We start from the raw sequence: 14,358 nt of genomic DNA on the forward strand, positions 1-14,358 counted from the left end.
AGAAAGCCTCCGGTTCGCCGGGGGCTTTCTTGTTTTCCGCACATGCGAAGAGGCCGCTTCCTGTTATCGGAAGCGGCCTCCGCGGGGTTTTCGCCCGACGACGTCAAGCGTCCTCGGCGCCCGCCTGCTCCGCATTCGTCGGGGGAGCGGAACGACGGTTCCGGCGCGCTCGACGGATCAGCCACACGATCAGCACCACGACGCCCACGACCGCGAGCCACGGGAGGACGAAGCCCACCGCGATCACGAGGGCGTTGAGCGAGACGACGAGGCCATTCCATCCGGCGAGCAGACCGTCGGCGAATCCCGCGGGGTCGGCGGTGGTGGCCGTCGTCTCCCGGGTGAGTTGCACCTGAAGCGATGACATGGCGACCTGATCCTGCAGAGCCTCGAGCTGCTGCTCATACGACTCGAGCTGCGCCTGCCGGTCGGTCAGTGCGACCTCCGCCTCGATCAGCTCGGAGACGCTGCCCGACTGCGACATCAGCTCGGTGAGACGATCGACGGAGGCCCGCGTGGAGTCGACGCGCGCCTGGAGATCGATGGAAACCGACGTCACGTCCTGCTTCGACGTGGACGACGAGAGGACCTCACCGGTTTCGCCGAGCGCGGCGATCACCTCCGGCAGATCCGCGGAGGGTACGCGGATGCTGATCCAGCCGTACGCCGAGTCGGCGGGCGCAGGTTCCGACGTGGTGTCGAGGGCGACCGATTTCCCAACCTCGGTGCTCTCGACGTAGCCGTCGTGCTCCTCCGCGAGCGCGGCGATCGCCGACGCAGCGTCCGCGATGCTCTTCACCTGGACGGTCGCCTGCGCGGTCGCGATGATCTCGCGGTCGGCCTCGGCACTGTCGTTGCCGGCGACGGCGGAGTCGGAGACATTCCCGGGAAGCGATTCGGGTGCCGACTCGGACATCTGATCCGGGGATGACGACGAGGAGTCCATCGAGACGCCGCCGGGGAGGCTTCCCCCATCGGCCGTCGACGATGCACTGCCGCCGACGGCGCCCAGTATCGGGGGAGTGACGAGGACGCCGACGACGAAGGCGGCGGCGATGCCGGCGCCGGTGAGCCAGCGCCGGCGGCGCTTCCTGGCGCGCTCGGCCCTCGGATGCGCAGGGGAGCGTTCTGCGGCGATCTCGGTGAACACGGCGGTCTCCATGCGGGCGATGGTCTCGTCCGACAGCACGGGCAGATCGCTGCGGGGAATCTGGTCGTTCATGCGTCTCTCACTTCCTTCACGGCGCCGCGCAACCGGGTGCGCACTCGGGAGAGACGATTGCGGACGACCGCGTGCGTGATGCCCAGTTCTTCGGCCGCGGCCTGGTAGGCGTATCCCTCGGATGCGCACAGGCGGAAGATCTCACGGTCGAGATCGTTCAGGTTGCCCACCTCAGCGGCGATCCGCGCGGCGAGCTCGGCCGTGATGACCTGTTCTTCCACGCTGACGATGTCGGGGAGCAGGGTCTCATCGACGGCATCGGCGGTGTGCGCCTGGTCACGGCGTCGCTGGCGCAGCCGATTCGCGGCCTGGAAGCGGCAGATCGTGGCCAGCCAGGGCAGGATCGACTCGCCCTGGAGCTCGAGGGCGGGGAGTTTGCGCCATGCGACGACGAACGTCTCCTGCGTGACGTCCTCCGCATCGGCGGGCGACGCGAGGATGCCCTGGGCGATCCAGTAGACCGGCCGCACGTGTGCGCGGTACAGCTCGCGGAAGGCGTTCTCGTCGCCGGCCGCGGCCTGCGCCGCCCATTTCTGATCACTCGTCTGCACGGGCATCCTGATTCCGTTCGGTGTCTCTCACCAGGGAAGTGTCGATCGCTGCCTCATCGTCTCAGATTCGGTCGTCGCGTTCGCGTGTTCGCTGTTCCCCGAGATGCCGCGGCTCCGGTAGCATTGCCCGGCGAGAGGGAGTATCCCGGATCCGCGCGTAACGTCATCACGAGCACCGTCATCGCTGCTCCGGGCGCGCGACGCACATCTGTGCGGGGGAGAGACTTTCGACGTATTCCCGACCCCTCCGCGAAAGGCCCAGTGCGCCCTTGGAAATCCCTGTCTGGTTCGAGATCACCTCGATGGTCGTCCTCACGATCATCCTGATCGGCGACCTGCTCCTCATCCGGCTGCGGCCGCACATCCCCTCGACGAAGGAGTCCACCCTGTGGGTGGTCTTCTATGTGGGCCTCGCACTGCTGTTCGCGGTGCTCCTGGGCAACGTCGGCGGCTGGCAGAACGCCGGCGACTTCATCACCGGCTGGGCCCTCGAATACAGCCTGTCGATCGACAACCTCTTCGTCTTCGTCCTGATCATGGCTCAGTTCGCGGTGCCACGGCGCCTGCAGCAGCAGGTCCTCATGGTCGGCATCATCATCGCGCTGGTGCTGCGTGGCCTCTTCATCCTCGCCGGTGTGGCGATCGTCGAGAACTTCTCGCCGATCTTCTACATCTTCGGTGCGTTCCTCATCTGGACGGCGATCCGTCAGGCCATGCCCGACGGCGACCACGAGGGCGAGGTCAAGCGTGAGAACTTCATCGTGCGGTTGCTGCGGCGCCGCGTCGACATCAGCGAGGAGTACGACGGATCGAAGATCCGCACCACGGTCAACGGCAAGCGCATGTGGACGCCGATGGTGATCGTCTTCATCACGATCGGTGTCACCGACCTGATCTTCGCGATCGACTCGATCCCCGCGATCTTCGAGATCACCACGAACGGCTTCCTCGTCTTCGCGGCCAACATCTTCGCGCTCATGGGTCTGCGCCAGCTCTACTTCCTGCTCGGCGACCTGCTCGATCGTCTCCGCTACCTGCACTACGGCATCGCGGTGATCCTCGGCTTCATCGGCATCAAGCTGATCCTGCACGCGCTGCACGTGAACGAGCTTCCGTTCATCAACGGCGGAGAGCACGTCGAGTGGGTTCCCGACATCAGCAACATGGTCTCGCTCGGCGTGATCCTGGCCTCGATGACCATCGCGACGGTCGCGAGCCTCATCGCCTCCTCGCGCGACAAGCGCGCGGAGAAGAAGGCCGCGCTCAGCGAGTAGTCCTTGCGGCGGACCTGCGCGCTTCAGAACGCGCGCAGGTTCGTCTGCAGGCCGCCGTCCGCGTACTCGCGACGGAGGATGCCACGGCGCCGCAGGACGGGCACGAGCTCGTCGAGCGTGCGGTGCAGGGTGACCGGGTGGAAGTCACCCCAGAGCAGCACGCCGTCATTGCCCCACTCGCCGAGTTCCTCGATCAGGTCGGCGAACTCCTCGGCCGTTCCCACGAACCCGGAGCGGTCCGTGATCCGGCCCGTGCGTGCCAGCGCCGTCAGATGAGCGCGCAGCGGGGCCTCCTCGCCGCGGTCTCCGATCAGACGCTGGATGCTTCCGCGGGAGACGTGGGCGCCGAAGATCGAGAGGTCGAGCGCGGTGTCGAGGTCGAGGGACGTCAGGTCGGTCTCGAGGTCGCTGGACTGCTTGCGGGCGATCTGCACCAGTGCTGCGTCGTCGGGGTGGGCGGAGGCGGCGACGATGCGATCCGCCTCCTCGCGCGATGAGGTGATCACGGGCTGGATGGCGAAGAGGATCTTGATGTCCTCGGGCCGCCGCCCCTTCGCGATCGCCGCCTCGTGCACTCTGGCGCGGTAGTCGCGGACGGACTTCTCGTTCAACGGGGCCAGAGCGAGCTGGACATCGGAGTTCGCACCCGCGAAGCCCAGTCCACGCCCGGAACCGCCGGGGGAGACGATCGCGGGATCCCCATCCGTGAACGGGAGGGCGTTGAGCGGGCCGTCGAAGGCGAAGTGCTCGCCTCGGTGGCGGACCGGCTGCAGCTTCGCGCCGTCTGCGTAGACGCCGGTGTCTCGGTCGGACACGAGCGCACCGTCGTCCCAGCTGTGCCACAGGGCGCGGATGCCGGCGAGCCATTCCTCCGCCCGGTCGTACGCCTCGTCGTGACCGAGCTGCGGCGCGTCGGAGAAGTGTCGCGCGCTTCCGGTGTCCGTGACCACGTTGAGACCGAGCCGATGCCCGCTCAGGTGCTGCAGCGTCGCGAACTGGCGCGCCGCGGTGTATGGCAGGTACGCGGCGGGATTGACGGTCGGCACCACGCCCAGGTGCCTCGTCGCCTGGAACAGGTACGGGGCGAGGAGGAGCGGATCGTGCTTGGGGCCGCCGAAAGCATGGCGGACCCGCAGGTCGATCGTGGACGGCGACCCCAACGACGGCGCGTCCTCGATGATGACCAGGTCGAAACCCGCCTGCTCGAGGGTGCGAGCAGCGTCCTGGTACACCTCCGGACGCGTCCAGTCGTAGTCCCAGTCGAGCGAGGGATAGCCCCAGCCCTGCGGACCGAAACCGCGCGCGAGGAACCAGCCGAAGTGCTGGGGGCGGCTCATGCCACCGTCTCCCGCACGCCCTGGAGCACGTGCGACAGGTCGGCGATGAGATCGTCGACATCCTCGATGCCGATCGACAGACGCAGGGTTCCCGGTCGTACGCCGAGAACCTCGCGCTCCTCATCGGTGCGCTGCGCATGACTCGTCGTCCCTGGATGCAGCACCAGGGAGCGGACGTCGCCGATATGGGTCATGTGCGTGAAGACCTGCACGTTCTCGACGAATCGGCGTGCCGCGGGGAGCCCGCCGCGCAGGGTGAACGTGAAGATCGACCCCGATCCACCGTCGAGGTACCGCTTCCCGAGCTCATGGTCGGGATGAGAGGGAAGCCCGACGTAGTCGACGCTCTCGACAGCGTCGTGCTGTTCCAACCACTGGGCGATCTGGAGGGCGTTGCGGGACTGCCGCTCGACGCGGAGGCCGAGCGTCTCCACACCCTGGCCGATCAGGAAGGCGTTCAGCGGAGACGGCGACGCTCCGAAACGCGGTGCCACCGACTCCCGGGCATAGGCGATGCGAGCGCGACCGCCGTGACGAGCGAAGACGCTGGGCGCGTCGCCGCGTCCGGGAAGGACGAGGTGCGGCGCGTTGTGTCCCGCGAGCTCGGCGTCGAAGCGACCGTCGTCGATGATCACGCCGCCGAGGACGGATCCGTGGCCGGCCAGGAACTTCGACGCGGAGTGGACGACGATCGCCGCGCCGTGCTCGATCGGTCGCAGCAGGGCCGGGGTCGCCAGGGTGTTGTCCACGACCAGCGGGATCGCGAGATCATCGGCGATGTCGCTGATGGCACGCACGTCGAGCACATCGTTGCGCGCGTTCGCGAGTGACTCGGCGAACAGCGCGCGCGTATTCGGACGGATCGCCGCACGCCAGGCATCCGGGTCCGAGATGTCTTCGACGAACGTCACGTCGATGTCGAGACGCGCCAGGTTGTCGAGGAAGAGGCCCCTGGTGCCCTCATAGATGTGCGTGGAGGAGACGATGTGATCGCCGGCGCCCACGACGGTGAGCAGGGCGGTCGCTACCGCCGCCTGTCCGCTCGCGACCAGCACCGCGTCCGCGCCCGACTCCAGAGCCGCGAGCTGGCGCTCCACGGCCCGAACCGTCGGGTTGCCCGTGCGGGTGTATCCGAAGCCGGTGCCGGTGCTGAAGTGGTCCGCTGCGTGATCGAAGTCATCGAACTCGAAGCCTGCCGTGAGGTAGATCGGGGTCGCGCGAGAGGACGCCGTCTCACGGCTTCTCGCCGCGTGGACCGCACGGGTGGCGAAGCGGGCGGTGTCGACGGTCATGCGGTGCCTCTCAGTCGTTCGGGTGTCAACAGAGTGTCATGACGGGTCGGAGCGCGTCCGAGCGGTGGTAATCTGACGTCATGCGGACCGTGCTCCTTCTTCTTAGCGGCCGCGACGAGACCTCGATCTGAGCCCCTCCTCGTCGCGGAGTCCATCGTGGGCCGAACCGCCAGCCACAGGAGACACGCAATGACCACCCCCGCAAACGGTGCCGATTCCGCACGCCGCCGGACCCTCGCCGAGAAGGTCTGGGACGAGCACCTGGTCGTCAAGGGCGAGAACGGCGAGCCCGACCTCATCTACATCGATCTGCACCTCGTGCACGAGGTCACCAGCCCGCAGGCGTTCGACGGCCTCCGCAGCGAGGGGCGGCCGCTGCGTCGCCTGGACCTGACCATCGCGACCGAGGACCACAACACCCCGACGCTGGAGATCCACAAGCCGATCGCCGATCTGACCAGCCGCACGCAGATCGAGACACTGCGCCGCAACGCCGCCGAGTTCGGGGTGCGTCTGCACTCTCTCGGTGACGCGGAGCAGGGCATCGTGCACGTCGTGGGACCCCAGCTCGGACTGACGATGCCCGGCATCACGGTGGTCTGCGGCGACTCGCACACCTCGACGCACGGCGCGTTCGGAGCCATGGCCTTCGGCATCGGGACCAGCGAGGTCGAGCACGTCATGGCCACGCAGACGCTACCGCTGAAGCCGTTCAAGACGATGGCGATCAACGTCGAAGGCACACTGCGCGAAGGCGTCACCGCGAAGGACATCATCCTCGCCGTGATCGCGAAGATCGGCACCGGCGGCGGTCAGGGCTACGTGCTCGAGTATCGCGGCAGCGCCATCCGCGCCCTCTCCATGGAGGGCCGCATGACGATCTGCAACATGTCGATCGAGGCGGGAGCGCGGGCCGGGATGGTCGCGCCCGACGAGACCACCTTCGCCTACCTCGAAGGTCGTCCGCACGCCCCGAATGGCGCGGACTGGGACGACGCCGTCGCCTACTGGCGCACCCTGCCGACCGACGAGGGCGCGACGTTCGATGCGGAGGTCTTCATCGACGCCGACGAGCTCGAGCCGTTCGTGACCTGGGGGACGAATCCGGGTCAGGGAAGCTCGCTGTCGTCGTCGGTGCCGAATCCCGCCGAGATCGCAGACCCGAACGAGCGGGCTGCGGCCGAGCGGGCGCTGGAGTACATGGACCTCACGCCGGGAACGCCTCTCAAGGAGGTCCCGGTGGACGCGGTCTTCATGGGCTCGTGCACCAACAGTCGCATCGAGGACCTGCGCGCCTTCGCCTCGATCATCCAGGGCAAGAAGAAGGCCGACGGCGTGCGCGTCATGGTCGTCCCCGGGTCCGCGCGCGTGCGCCTCGAGGCCGAGGCCGAGGGCCTCGACAAGGTCATCACCGACTTCGGAGCGGAATGGCGCTTCGCCGGCTGTTCGATGTGTCTGGGCATGAATCCCGACCAGCTCGCACCGGGGGAGCGCTGTGCTTCCACGTCGAACCGCAACTTCGAAGGACGACAGGGCAAGGGAGGGCGCACACACCTCGTATCGCCGCTCGTCGCCGCCGCGACCGCGATCCGCGGCACGCTTTCGAGCCCGAGCGACCTGACGGATGCTTCGACAGGCTCAGCAACCCAGGAGGGAAACTGATGGAGAAGTTCATCACGCACACGGGCATCGCGGCACCTCTGAAGCGCTCGAACGTCGACACCGACCAGATCATCCCGGCTGTGTTCCTGAAGCGCGTCACGAAGACGGGCTTCGAAGACGCGCTGTTCCACGGCTGGCGGCAGGACCCCGATTTCGTGCTCAACCAGGCGCCGTTCCAGGGTGCATCCGTGCTGCTCGCCGGACCCGATTTCGGCACGGGGTCCAGCCGAGAGCACGCGGTCTGGGCGCTGCGGGACTTCGGCTTCAAGGTCGTGCTCAGCCCTCGGTTCGCCGACATCTTCCGCGGGAACTCCGGCAAGCAGGGGCTGCTCGCGGCGACGATCTCAGAAGAGGATCTCGAGCGTTTCTGGGCCGAGATCGACCGGAATCCCGGGGTTCGGATGACCGTCGACCTCGAGGCGCGCAGCGCGTCGATCGGTGACGTCCAGGCCGACATCGGGATCGACGATTACACTAGATGGCGGCTCCTCGAAGGGCTCGATGACATCGGGCTCACGCTGCGCAACGAAGACAAGATCGCGCAGTTCGAGGCCCGTCGCGAGTCGTGGCGGCCCCGAACCCTTCCCGTTCAGTAGACGGCGGGGGCGGGGGAGCCCAGGGGCAACCCGCCCCCGAAATCCGTAGATGAAGTGAGGCTCCGAATGACGACACCTGTGCGCGACGCTCTCCCGGACGGAGTCCCTGCACTCACCGGAGACGTCCTCGCCATTCGAGGCGGACGCCCGCTTCGCGGTCGCGTCGACGTCAAGGGGGCGAAGAACCTGGCGACCAAGGCCATGGTCGCCTCGCTCCTCGGCGAGACCGTGAGCACCCTGCGCGACGTGCCGGCGATCAGCGACGTCGCCGTCGTGCGCTCCCTGCTCGAGGTGCACGGTGTGCGAGTGACTGAGGGCGATGAGCCCGGCTCCCTCATCTTCGACCCGAGCGACGTCGAATCCGCCCACTTCGAGGAGATCGACGCGCACGCGGGTGCATCGCGCATTCCGATCCTGTTCTGCGGCCCGCTCCTGCACCGCCTCGGTCAGGCGTTCATCCCCGACCTCGGCGGATGCCGCATCGGCGACCGCCCGATCGACTTCCACCTGGATGCGCTCCGCAAGTTCGGTGCCATCGTCGAGAAGCTCCCCAGCGGCATCCGCCTCTCCAGGGGCGGAAACCGCCTGCACGGGGCGAACATCCACCTCCCGTACCCGAGCGTCGGTGCGACCGAGCAGGTGCTGCTCACCGCCGTCCGAGCCGAGGGCGTCACGGAGCTGCGCAACGCCGCCATCGAGCCCGAGATCATGGACCTGATCGCGGTCCTCCAGAAGATGGGCGCGATCATCTCCTACGAGCCGAATCGCGTCATCGTCATCGAGGGCGTCGAGAAGCTCCGCGGGTACGACCACCGGTCGATCTTCGACCGCAACGAGGCGGCGTCCTGGGCATCTGCAGCTCTGGCGACCGACGGCGAGATCTTCGTCGGCGGAGCCAAGCAGCAGGAGATGCTGACGTTCCTCAACGTCTTCCGCAAGGCGGGCGGCTGGTTCGACATCCAGGAGGACGGCATCCTCTTCCGCCGCGACGGCGAGATCAAGCCCGTCGTCGTCGAGACCGACGTGCACCCCGGCTTCATGACCGACTGGCAGCAGCCGCTCGTGGTGGCGCTGACGCAGGCCCACGGGCGTTCGGTGGTGCACGAGACGGTGTACGAGAACCGGATGGGTTTCACCGACGCGCTGGTCAAGATGGGCGCCGACATCGTCGTGCACCCGCACGGTCTGCAGGCGGGACCGCGTCGCGTTCCGCGCCGTGAGCTCGAGCAGGCCGCTGTCATCACCGGTCCGACGCCGCTGCACGGAGCCGAGATCGTGGTTCCCGACCTTCGTGGCGGTTACAGCCACGTGATCGCGGCCCTCACGGCCACCGGCGAGTCGCAGGTGTCGGGAGTAGACATCCTCAGCCGCGGCTACGAGAAGTTCCTCGCCAAGCTCGACGCGCTCGGCGCCGACTTCGACGTCATCCGGTGAGCCGGATGGCACGGCGGTCGGCGGAGACGACGCGACCGAGCGTCTTCTGGCCGCTCGCCGCACTGGTGATCCCGCCGGTCGCGCTGATCGCGAAGATCCGCGTCTCCGGCGGCGAGAAGCTCCCGCAGGAGGGGTCGTTCATCCTCGCGCCGAACCACTATTCGGAGTTCGATCCGCTCATCGTGGCGGTCGCCGTGTGGCGGATCGGTCGTGCGCCGCGGTTCATGGCGAAGGAGAGCCTTTTCAAGGTCCCCGTCCTCGGGTGGTTCCTGCGTCGTACGGGCATGATCCCGGTGGCACGCACCTCTTCCGCGGCATCTGCGCGGCAGACGATGAAGCAGTCCGAGGAGCTGGTGGAGCACGGTCGCGGAGTCATCGTCTATCCCGAGGGAACCCTCACACGTGACCCCGACCTGTGGCCGATGCGCGGCAAGTCCGGTGCGGTGCGTCTGGCCCTCGCCGACGGCATCCCCCTGATCCCGATGGCGCAGTGGGGTACCCAGGAGATCATGGGGCGCTACCAGAAGGGCCTGAGCCTCTGGCCGCTGCGCAAGCCCGTGCGAGTGCTCGTCGGCGATCCTGTCGACGTGTCGGACCTGCGCGGACGCGCGGGCGAACCGGCGGCGCTCACCGAGGCGACGAACCGGCTGATGAACGCGATCACGGCGCTCCTGGAAGAGCTGCGTGACGAGAAGGCGCCGGCCGAGCGCTGGAACCCGGCAAGCCATGGGCAGAAGGAGACCGGACGCCTTGACTCCTAAGAGAACAGCGCCTGTCGGGCCGCGCGTCACCGTCATCGGAGCCGGCAGCTGGGGGACGACTTTCGGCAAGATCCTCGCCGACGGCGGCGCCCAGGTGACGATGTGGGCCCGCCGCGCCGAGCTCGCGCAGGAGATCAACGAGGCCAAGCGCAACTCCCGCTACCTGCCCGGCATCAATCTTCCCCGCACGATGGCCGCCACTCATGAGCTCGCGACATCGCTCGACGGCGTCGAACAGGTTTACCTGTCGGTGCCCAGCCAGTCACTGCGCGAGAACCTGAAGGCGCTGCGTCCGCTGCTCGCCGACAGCGACACCAAGGTCATCAGTCTCATGAAGGGTGTCGAGCGCGGCACCGGATTGCGCATGAGCCAGGTGATCCAGCAGGAGCTCCGCTGCGACCCCGACCGCATCGCCGTGGCGTCCGGCCCGAACCTCGCGCTGGAGATCGCCCGCGAGCAGCCGACCGCCGCCGTGATCTCCTCGCGCAGCCAGGAGACGGCCGAGATCGTCGCGCGTGCCGCTCGCAACAGCTATTTCCGCACGTTCGTGAACACCGACGTGATCGGCACCGAGTTCGGTGGAGTGCTCAAGAACCTGATCGCGGTCGCCATCGGCATCGTCGATGGCGTGGGCTACGGCGAGAACACCAAGGCGTCGATCATCACGAGAGGTCTCGTCGAGATGACGGACTTCGCCGTGGCGAACGGCGCGCATCCGGAGACGCTGCAGGGGCTCGCCGGCCTCGGTGACCTGATCGCCACCTGCCAGTCGCCGCTGAGCCGCAACAACACGGCCGGGCGCCTGCTCGGGCAGGGATACAGCTTCCAGGACGTCGTGAAGCAGATGCAGCAGACGGCGGAGGGGCTGGCATCGGTCGCGCCGATCCTGCAGCTCGCACGCGAGGCTGAGGTCGACATGCCCATCGTCGAGCAGGTGAAGATGGTGCTCGACGGCAAGATGGATCCGCGAGACATCGCACCCCACCTGACGACGGACGACGACACCCCGCAGGGTGAGAGGACCAACCATGGACAAGCAGACGGTGGTGGTGCTCTTCGGCGGGCGCTCCAGCGAGCATTCGATCAGTTCCGCAACGGCGGGGGGCGTGCTGGGCGCGATTGATCGCGACCGCTACACGGTGATCCCGGTGGGTATCACCCGCGAGGGAGCCTTCGTCCTGGAAGACGACGATCCCGCGAAGTTCCCGCTGGACGCCGCACATCTTCCCGAGGTCGTCGACAACGGCACCCGCGTGTTGTGGCCCGAGCCCGGTGGCGACCGCACACTGCGCGTCGTGCAGGTCGACGGCTCGGTCGAGGGCCTCGGCGCCGTCGATGTCGTGCTCCCGATCCTGCACGGGCAGCACGGCGAGGACGGCACGATCCAGGGGTACTTCGACACACTCGAGGTGCCGTACGCCGGTGGCGGTGTCCTCGACTCCGCCCTGTGCATGGACAAGCACTTCATGAAGATCGCCCTCCAGGCCGCGGGCATCTCGGTGGCGCCCTGGGTGACCGTGCGCCGCGCGGACTGGGATCGCGATTCAGCGGACATCCGCGCGCGTGCCGCCGCCCTCGGCCTGCCGCTGTTCGTGAAGCCGGCCCGCGCGGGCTCGAGCGTCGGCGTGTCCAAGGTCGACGTCGCCGAGGAACTCGATGCGGCACTGGCGGTGGCGTTCGCCGAAGACGACAAGGTGCTCATCGAGACCGGTGTGAGCGGCCGCGAGATCGAGGTCGCCGTGCTGGAGACCGCCGAAGGCGTGCGTGCCTCTCTTCCGGGGGAGGTCGTGCTCACCTCGCGCGGGTTCTACGACTTCGAGGGCAAGTACCTCGGCGGTGACGGCGTCGACGTCGTCTGCCCGGCCGAGGTGAGTCCAGACGAGACGGCGGCCATCCAGGAGGCGGGCCTGCGCGCGTTCGAGGCTGTCGACGGCCGGGGACTCGCCCGCGTCGACATGTTCCTGACGCCCGAGGGCGAGCTGGTCGTCAACGAGCTCAACACGATGCCGGGCTTCACGCCGATCTCGATGTTCCCGAAGTGCTGGGTGGCATCCGGCCTGAGCTACGGCGAACTGATCACCGAACTCATCGAGGCGGGTCTGCGCCGCTGACGTCGGCGCCTCCGCCCGCGGTCAGCTCGCGGGGAACTCGACGCGGTCGGTGCACTTCGCCGTCGCCGGCGCCAGTCCGGACTGGATGCTCGTGGAGATCGAGTCCACGATGGACTGGAAGTCGACCTGCTCGCCGCGACGGATGTTGACCTCGACGGCGGGCTCGCGCCCGTAGGTGACCAGGCGCTGCCGCTCCTCCTCCTGCTCGAGGACCAGCCAGTCCACACCCCCGAGTGTCGTGCAGACGAGTGCGGAGGGGGCGGGCGGCTCGACGCCACAGCGCAGCGCGACCGTGGTGGGCTCTCCCCACGCTCCGGTGGCCTGAGCATCCGTCCAGACCCGGTCGAAGCCGCCGACGCTGTCCGGCAGCAGCACCGAGACCGAGGCGCAGGCCGGATCGTTCGCATCATCGGCCGGCTCGAGGTGCACGGTCGTGGAGCATCCGGCGAGGGCGGCGGAGAGGATCACCGCGCCTGCGAGGGCAGCGAGGCGACGGGAACGGAGCATGCTTCCAGGCTACCTTTGACAGCATGCCCTCCCGACCCGATGCCGATGATCCGCGCCTGGGCGATGTCTCCGAAGGACGCATCCTGCAGGCGATCCTGACCCGCACCGCACCGGCCGCGCACACCTTGATCGGGCCGGGTGATGATGCGGCCGTGATCGCGACGCCGTCGGGCAGCGTGGTGGCGACGACCGACACGCTCGTGCACGGACCCGACTTCCGCCTCGCGTGGTCCAGCGGGTACGACCTCGGCTGGAAGGCCGCAGCCGTGAACCTGGCGGATGTCGCGGCGATGGGGGCCCGGCCGACGGCTCTTCTGGTCGCGCTGGCTGTTCCGCGGGACCTGCGTCTTTCCTTCGTCGAGCGTCTCGCCGACGGCTTCCGTGACGCGTGTGACGCTTTGGCGCCGGGCTGTGCCGTGGTCGGCGGAGACCTCACGGTGTCCGATGTGCTGACCATCGCGGTGACGGCACTCGGGGATCTCGAGGGTCGCGCTCCGGTCACCCGCAGCGGCGCTCGTCCCGGTGACGTCGTCGCCGTCGCCGGCGAGCTGGGCCATGCTGCACGCGGGCTCGCCGTGCTGTTCGGACGTTTCCGCGACGGCGACGTCCCGGTGCCGGTCGATGTCGCGCAGTTGGCCGCGGGGGAGTCCGCTGCTGTGGCCGCGCAGCTGCGCCCCTCGCCCCCGATCGGTCTCGGCACGGTGGCGGCGACGGTCGGCGCCACGGCGATGATGGACATCTCCGACGGGCTCGCTCTCGATGCGCGCCGGATGGCGGCGGCATCCGGAGTCACGATCGCTCTCGACCGGGCGGCGCTGGGCACAGATCCGGAGCGGGCGATCGCCGGGGGAGAAGACCATGCACTGCTCGCGACGTTCCCCGAGGGACTGCTCCCGCCCGGGTTCCGCGTGATCGGACGGGTCATCCCGAGCGGCGACGACGATCTGCTGTGCGACGGACTTCCCGTCGACCTCAGCGGATGGGATCCCTATCGGGACTGGGACTCTGTCTCCGGCTGACCATCCGATGACGAGCTCTCGTCCGCCGCGGGCTCCGCCCACCAGAGCGTGGTGTCGCCGTAGGACTTCTCCCGGAACAGCTCCAGACCCGCGGCGCCGAAGTCCGGAGGCGTCGAGCGGCGTGCTCGTTCCACGACGACGACCGCGTCCGCGGACAGCAGCGGGGCGAGGGCGACGAGGTCGGCCGTCATGGTCGCGTCGTCGAGGTCGTATGGCGGGTCGGTGAAGACCAGATCGAAGGGGCCGGTCGCGCGCTGCAGGAACGCATGGACCGTGCCCTCATGCACCCGACCGGCCGACACGCCACCGGCCTTGGCGACGACGGCGGCGTTGCGGCGGACGATGGCCGCAGCCGGGCGGCCGCGCTCGACGAGGTCCGCGCTGACCGCACCCCTGCTGAGCGCCTCGAGGCCCAGGGCGCCGGAGCCGGCATACAGGTCGAGGACGCGTGCGCCGCTGATGGCGCTCAGCGCCTCGAGCGCCCCGAAGAGCGACTCCCGGACGCGGTCGCTGGTCGGTCGTGTGCCGGCCCCCGGCACTTCCAGCCGGGCGCCCCTGGCAGCCCCTGCGATGATCCTCGTCACCACTTCAC

Annotated in this window: 14 protein-coding genes; 8 read left to right on the plus strand and 6 right to left on the minus strand. The window is 68.4% G+C overall.

Annotated elements, in window-relative coordinates:
• Window positions 1-103 precede the first annotated feature (103 nt).
• A complete protein-coding gene (locus DW298_RS17665; RefSeq protein WP_136043771.1) occupies window positions 104-1,222 on the minus strand; it encodes a DUF4349 domain-containing protein in 1,119 nt (372 codons plus the stop codon).
• A complete protein-coding gene (locus DW298_RS17670) occupies window positions 1,219-1,779 on the minus strand; it encodes a sigma-70 family RNA polymerase sigma factor (protein ID WP_136043772.1) in 561 nt (186 codons plus the stop codon). The genes DW298_RS17665 and DW298_RS17670 overlap by 4 nt, the downstream gene beginning before the upstream one ends.
• Window positions 1,780-2,042: 263 nt before the next feature.
• Here DW298_RS17670 and DW298_RS17675 point away from each other — a divergent pair, with 263 nt between their 5' ends.
• Window positions 2,043-3,047 carry a TerC/Alx family metal homeostasis membrane protein gene (locus DW298_RS17675; protein ID WP_136043773.1) on the plus strand — a complete coding sequence of 335 codons (1,005 nt, stop codon included), beginning with the start codon at window positions 2,043-2,045 and terminating at the stop codon, window positions 3,045-3,047.
• Window positions 3,048-3,070: 23 nt separating this feature from the next.
• On the opposite strand, the gene DW298_RS17680 is transcribed toward DW298_RS17675, so the two are convergent.
• Window positions 3,071-4,384, minus strand: coding sequence for an LLM class flavin-dependent oxidoreductase (locus DW298_RS17680; protein ID WP_136043774.1), 1,314 nt, complete (start codon window positions 4,382-4,384; stop codon window positions 3,071-3,073).
• Window positions 4,381-5,676 carry a PLP-dependent transferase gene (locus DW298_RS17685; RefSeq protein WP_136043775.1) on the minus strand — a complete coding sequence of 432 codons (1,296 nt, stop codon included), beginning with the start codon at window positions 5,674-5,676 and terminating at the stop codon, window positions 4,381-4,383. The genes DW298_RS17680 and DW298_RS17685 overlap by 4 nt, the downstream gene beginning before the upstream one ends.
• Before the next feature lie 189 nt (window positions 5,677-5,865).
• On the opposite strand from DW298_RS17685, the gene leuC reads away from it, so the two are divergent.
• The 6 genes from leuC (at window position 5,866) to DW298_RS17715 (ending at window position 12,240) form a co-directional block, all read left to right on the plus strand.
• Complete coding sequence (gene leuC, locus DW298_RS17690; protein ID WP_136043776.1) at window positions 5,866-7,338, plus strand: 3-isopropylmalate dehydratase large subunit; 1,473 nt, start codon at window positions 5,866-5,868, stop codon at window positions 7,336-7,338.
• Window positions 7,338-7,934: a 3-isopropylmalate dehydratase small subunit gene (gene leuD, locus DW298_RS17695; RefSeq protein ID WP_136043778.1), complete on the plus strand. Its 597-nt coding sequence runs from the start codon at window positions 7,338-7,340 to the stop codon at window positions 7,932-7,934. Before leuC ends, leuD begins: the two co-directional genes overlap by 1 nt.
• A gap of 66 nt (window positions 7,935-8,000) precedes the next feature.
• Window positions 8,001-9,368 carry a UDP-N-acetylglucosamine 1-carboxyvinyltransferase gene (gene murA, locus DW298_RS17700; protein ID WP_136043779.1) on the plus strand — a complete coding sequence of 456 codons (1,368 nt, stop codon included), beginning with the start codon at window positions 8,001-8,003 and terminating at the stop codon, window positions 9,366-9,368.
• Entirely contained in the window at window positions 9,365-10,129 is a 765-nt protein-coding gene (locus DW298_RS17705; protein ID WP_136043781.1) for a lysophospholipid acyltransferase family protein, read from the plus strand. Before murA ends, DW298_RS17705 begins: the two co-directional genes overlap by 4 nt.
• On the plus strand, window positions 10,119-11,252 hold the full coding sequence (locus DW298_RS17710; protein WP_240745186.1) for an NAD(P)H-dependent glycerol-3-phosphate dehydrogenase: 1,134 nt from the start codon (window positions 10,119-10,121) through the stop codon (window positions 11,250-11,252). Before DW298_RS17705 ends, DW298_RS17710 begins: the two co-directional genes overlap by 11 nt.
• On the plus strand, window positions 11,158-12,240 hold the full coding sequence (locus DW298_RS17715) for a D-alanine--D-alanine ligase family protein (protein ID WP_136043784.1): 1,083 nt from the start codon (window positions 11,158-11,160) through the stop codon (window positions 12,238-12,240). Before DW298_RS17710 ends, DW298_RS17715 begins: the two co-directional genes overlap by 95 nt.
• A gap of 21 nt (window positions 12,241-12,261) precedes the next feature.
• Here DW298_RS17715 and DW298_RS17720 read toward each other — a convergent pair whose 3' ends face one another.
• Complete coding sequence (locus tag DW298_RS17720) at window positions 12,262-12,747, minus strand: DUF3515 family protein (protein ID WP_136043786.1); 486 nt, start codon at window positions 12,745-12,747, stop codon at window positions 12,262-12,264.
• 23 nt (window positions 12,748-12,770) lie between these two features.
• On the opposite strand from DW298_RS17720, the gene thiL reads away from it, so the two are divergent.
• Entirely contained in the window at window positions 12,771-13,766 is a 996-nt protein-coding gene (gene thiL, locus DW298_RS17725) for a thiamine-phosphate kinase (protein WP_136043788.1), read from the plus strand.
• Here thiL and rsmD read toward each other — a convergent pair.
• Window positions 13,736-14,350, minus strand: a complete 615-nt coding sequence (rsmD, locus tag DW298_RS17730; RefSeq protein ID WP_136043789.1) for a 16S rRNA (guanine(966)-N(2))-methyltransferase RsmD — start codon at window positions 14,348-14,350, stop codon at window positions 13,736-13,738. The two genes, thiL and rsmD, sit on opposite strands and share 31 nt — an antisense overlap.
• Window positions 14,351-14,358 lie beyond the last annotated feature (8 nt).

Source organism: Microbacterium sp. A20 (genome assembly GCF_004794515.1).
Classification (GTDB): Bacteria; Actinomycetota; Actinomycetes; order Actinomycetales; family Microbacteriaceae; genus Microbacterium.

What these genes read in the sequence shown, in the direction of transcription:
- DW298_RS17715 (WP_136043784.1), top strand. Translation starts at nt 11,158, where the DNA reads ATGGACAAGCAGACGGTGGTGGTGCTCTTCGGCGGGCGCTCCAGCGAG.
- DW298_RS17720 (WP_136043786.1), bottom strand. Translation starts at nt 12,747, where the DNA reads ATGCTCCGTTCCCGTCGCCTCGCTGCCCTCGCAGGCGCGGTGATCCTC.
- DW298_RS17670 (WP_136043772.1), bottom strand. Translation starts at nt 1,779, where the DNA reads ATGCCCGTGCAGACGAGTGATCAGAAATGGGCGGCGCAGGCCGCGGCC.
- DW298_RS17665 (WP_136043771.1), bottom strand. Translation starts at nt 1,222, where the DNA reads ATGAACGACCAGATTCCCCGCAGCGATCTGCCCGTGCTGTCGGACGAG.
- murA (WP_136043779.1), top strand. Translation starts at nt 8,001, where the DNA reads ATGACGACACCTGTGCGCGACGCTCTCCCGGACGGAGTCCCTGCACTC.
- DW298_RS17685 (WP_136043775.1), bottom strand. Translation starts at nt 5,676, where the DNA reads ATGACCGTCGACACCGCCCGCTTCGCCACCCGTGCGGTCCACGCGGCG.
- leuC (WP_136043776.1), top strand. Translation starts at nt 5,866, where the DNA reads ATGACCACCCCCGCAAACGGTGCCGATTCCGCACGCCGCCGGACCCTC.
- thiL (WP_136043788.1), top strand. Translation starts at nt 12,771, where the DNA reads ATGCCCTCCCGACCCGATGCCGATGATCCGCGCCTGGGCGATGTCTCC.
- DW298_RS17680 (WP_136043774.1), bottom strand. Translation starts at nt 4,384, where the DNA reads ATGAGCCGCCCCCAGCACTTCGGCTGGTTCCTCGCGCGCGGTTTCGGT.
- leuD (WP_136043778.1), top strand. Translation starts at nt 7,338, where the DNA reads ATGGAGAAGTTCATCACGCACACGGGCATCGCGGCACCTCTGAAGCGC.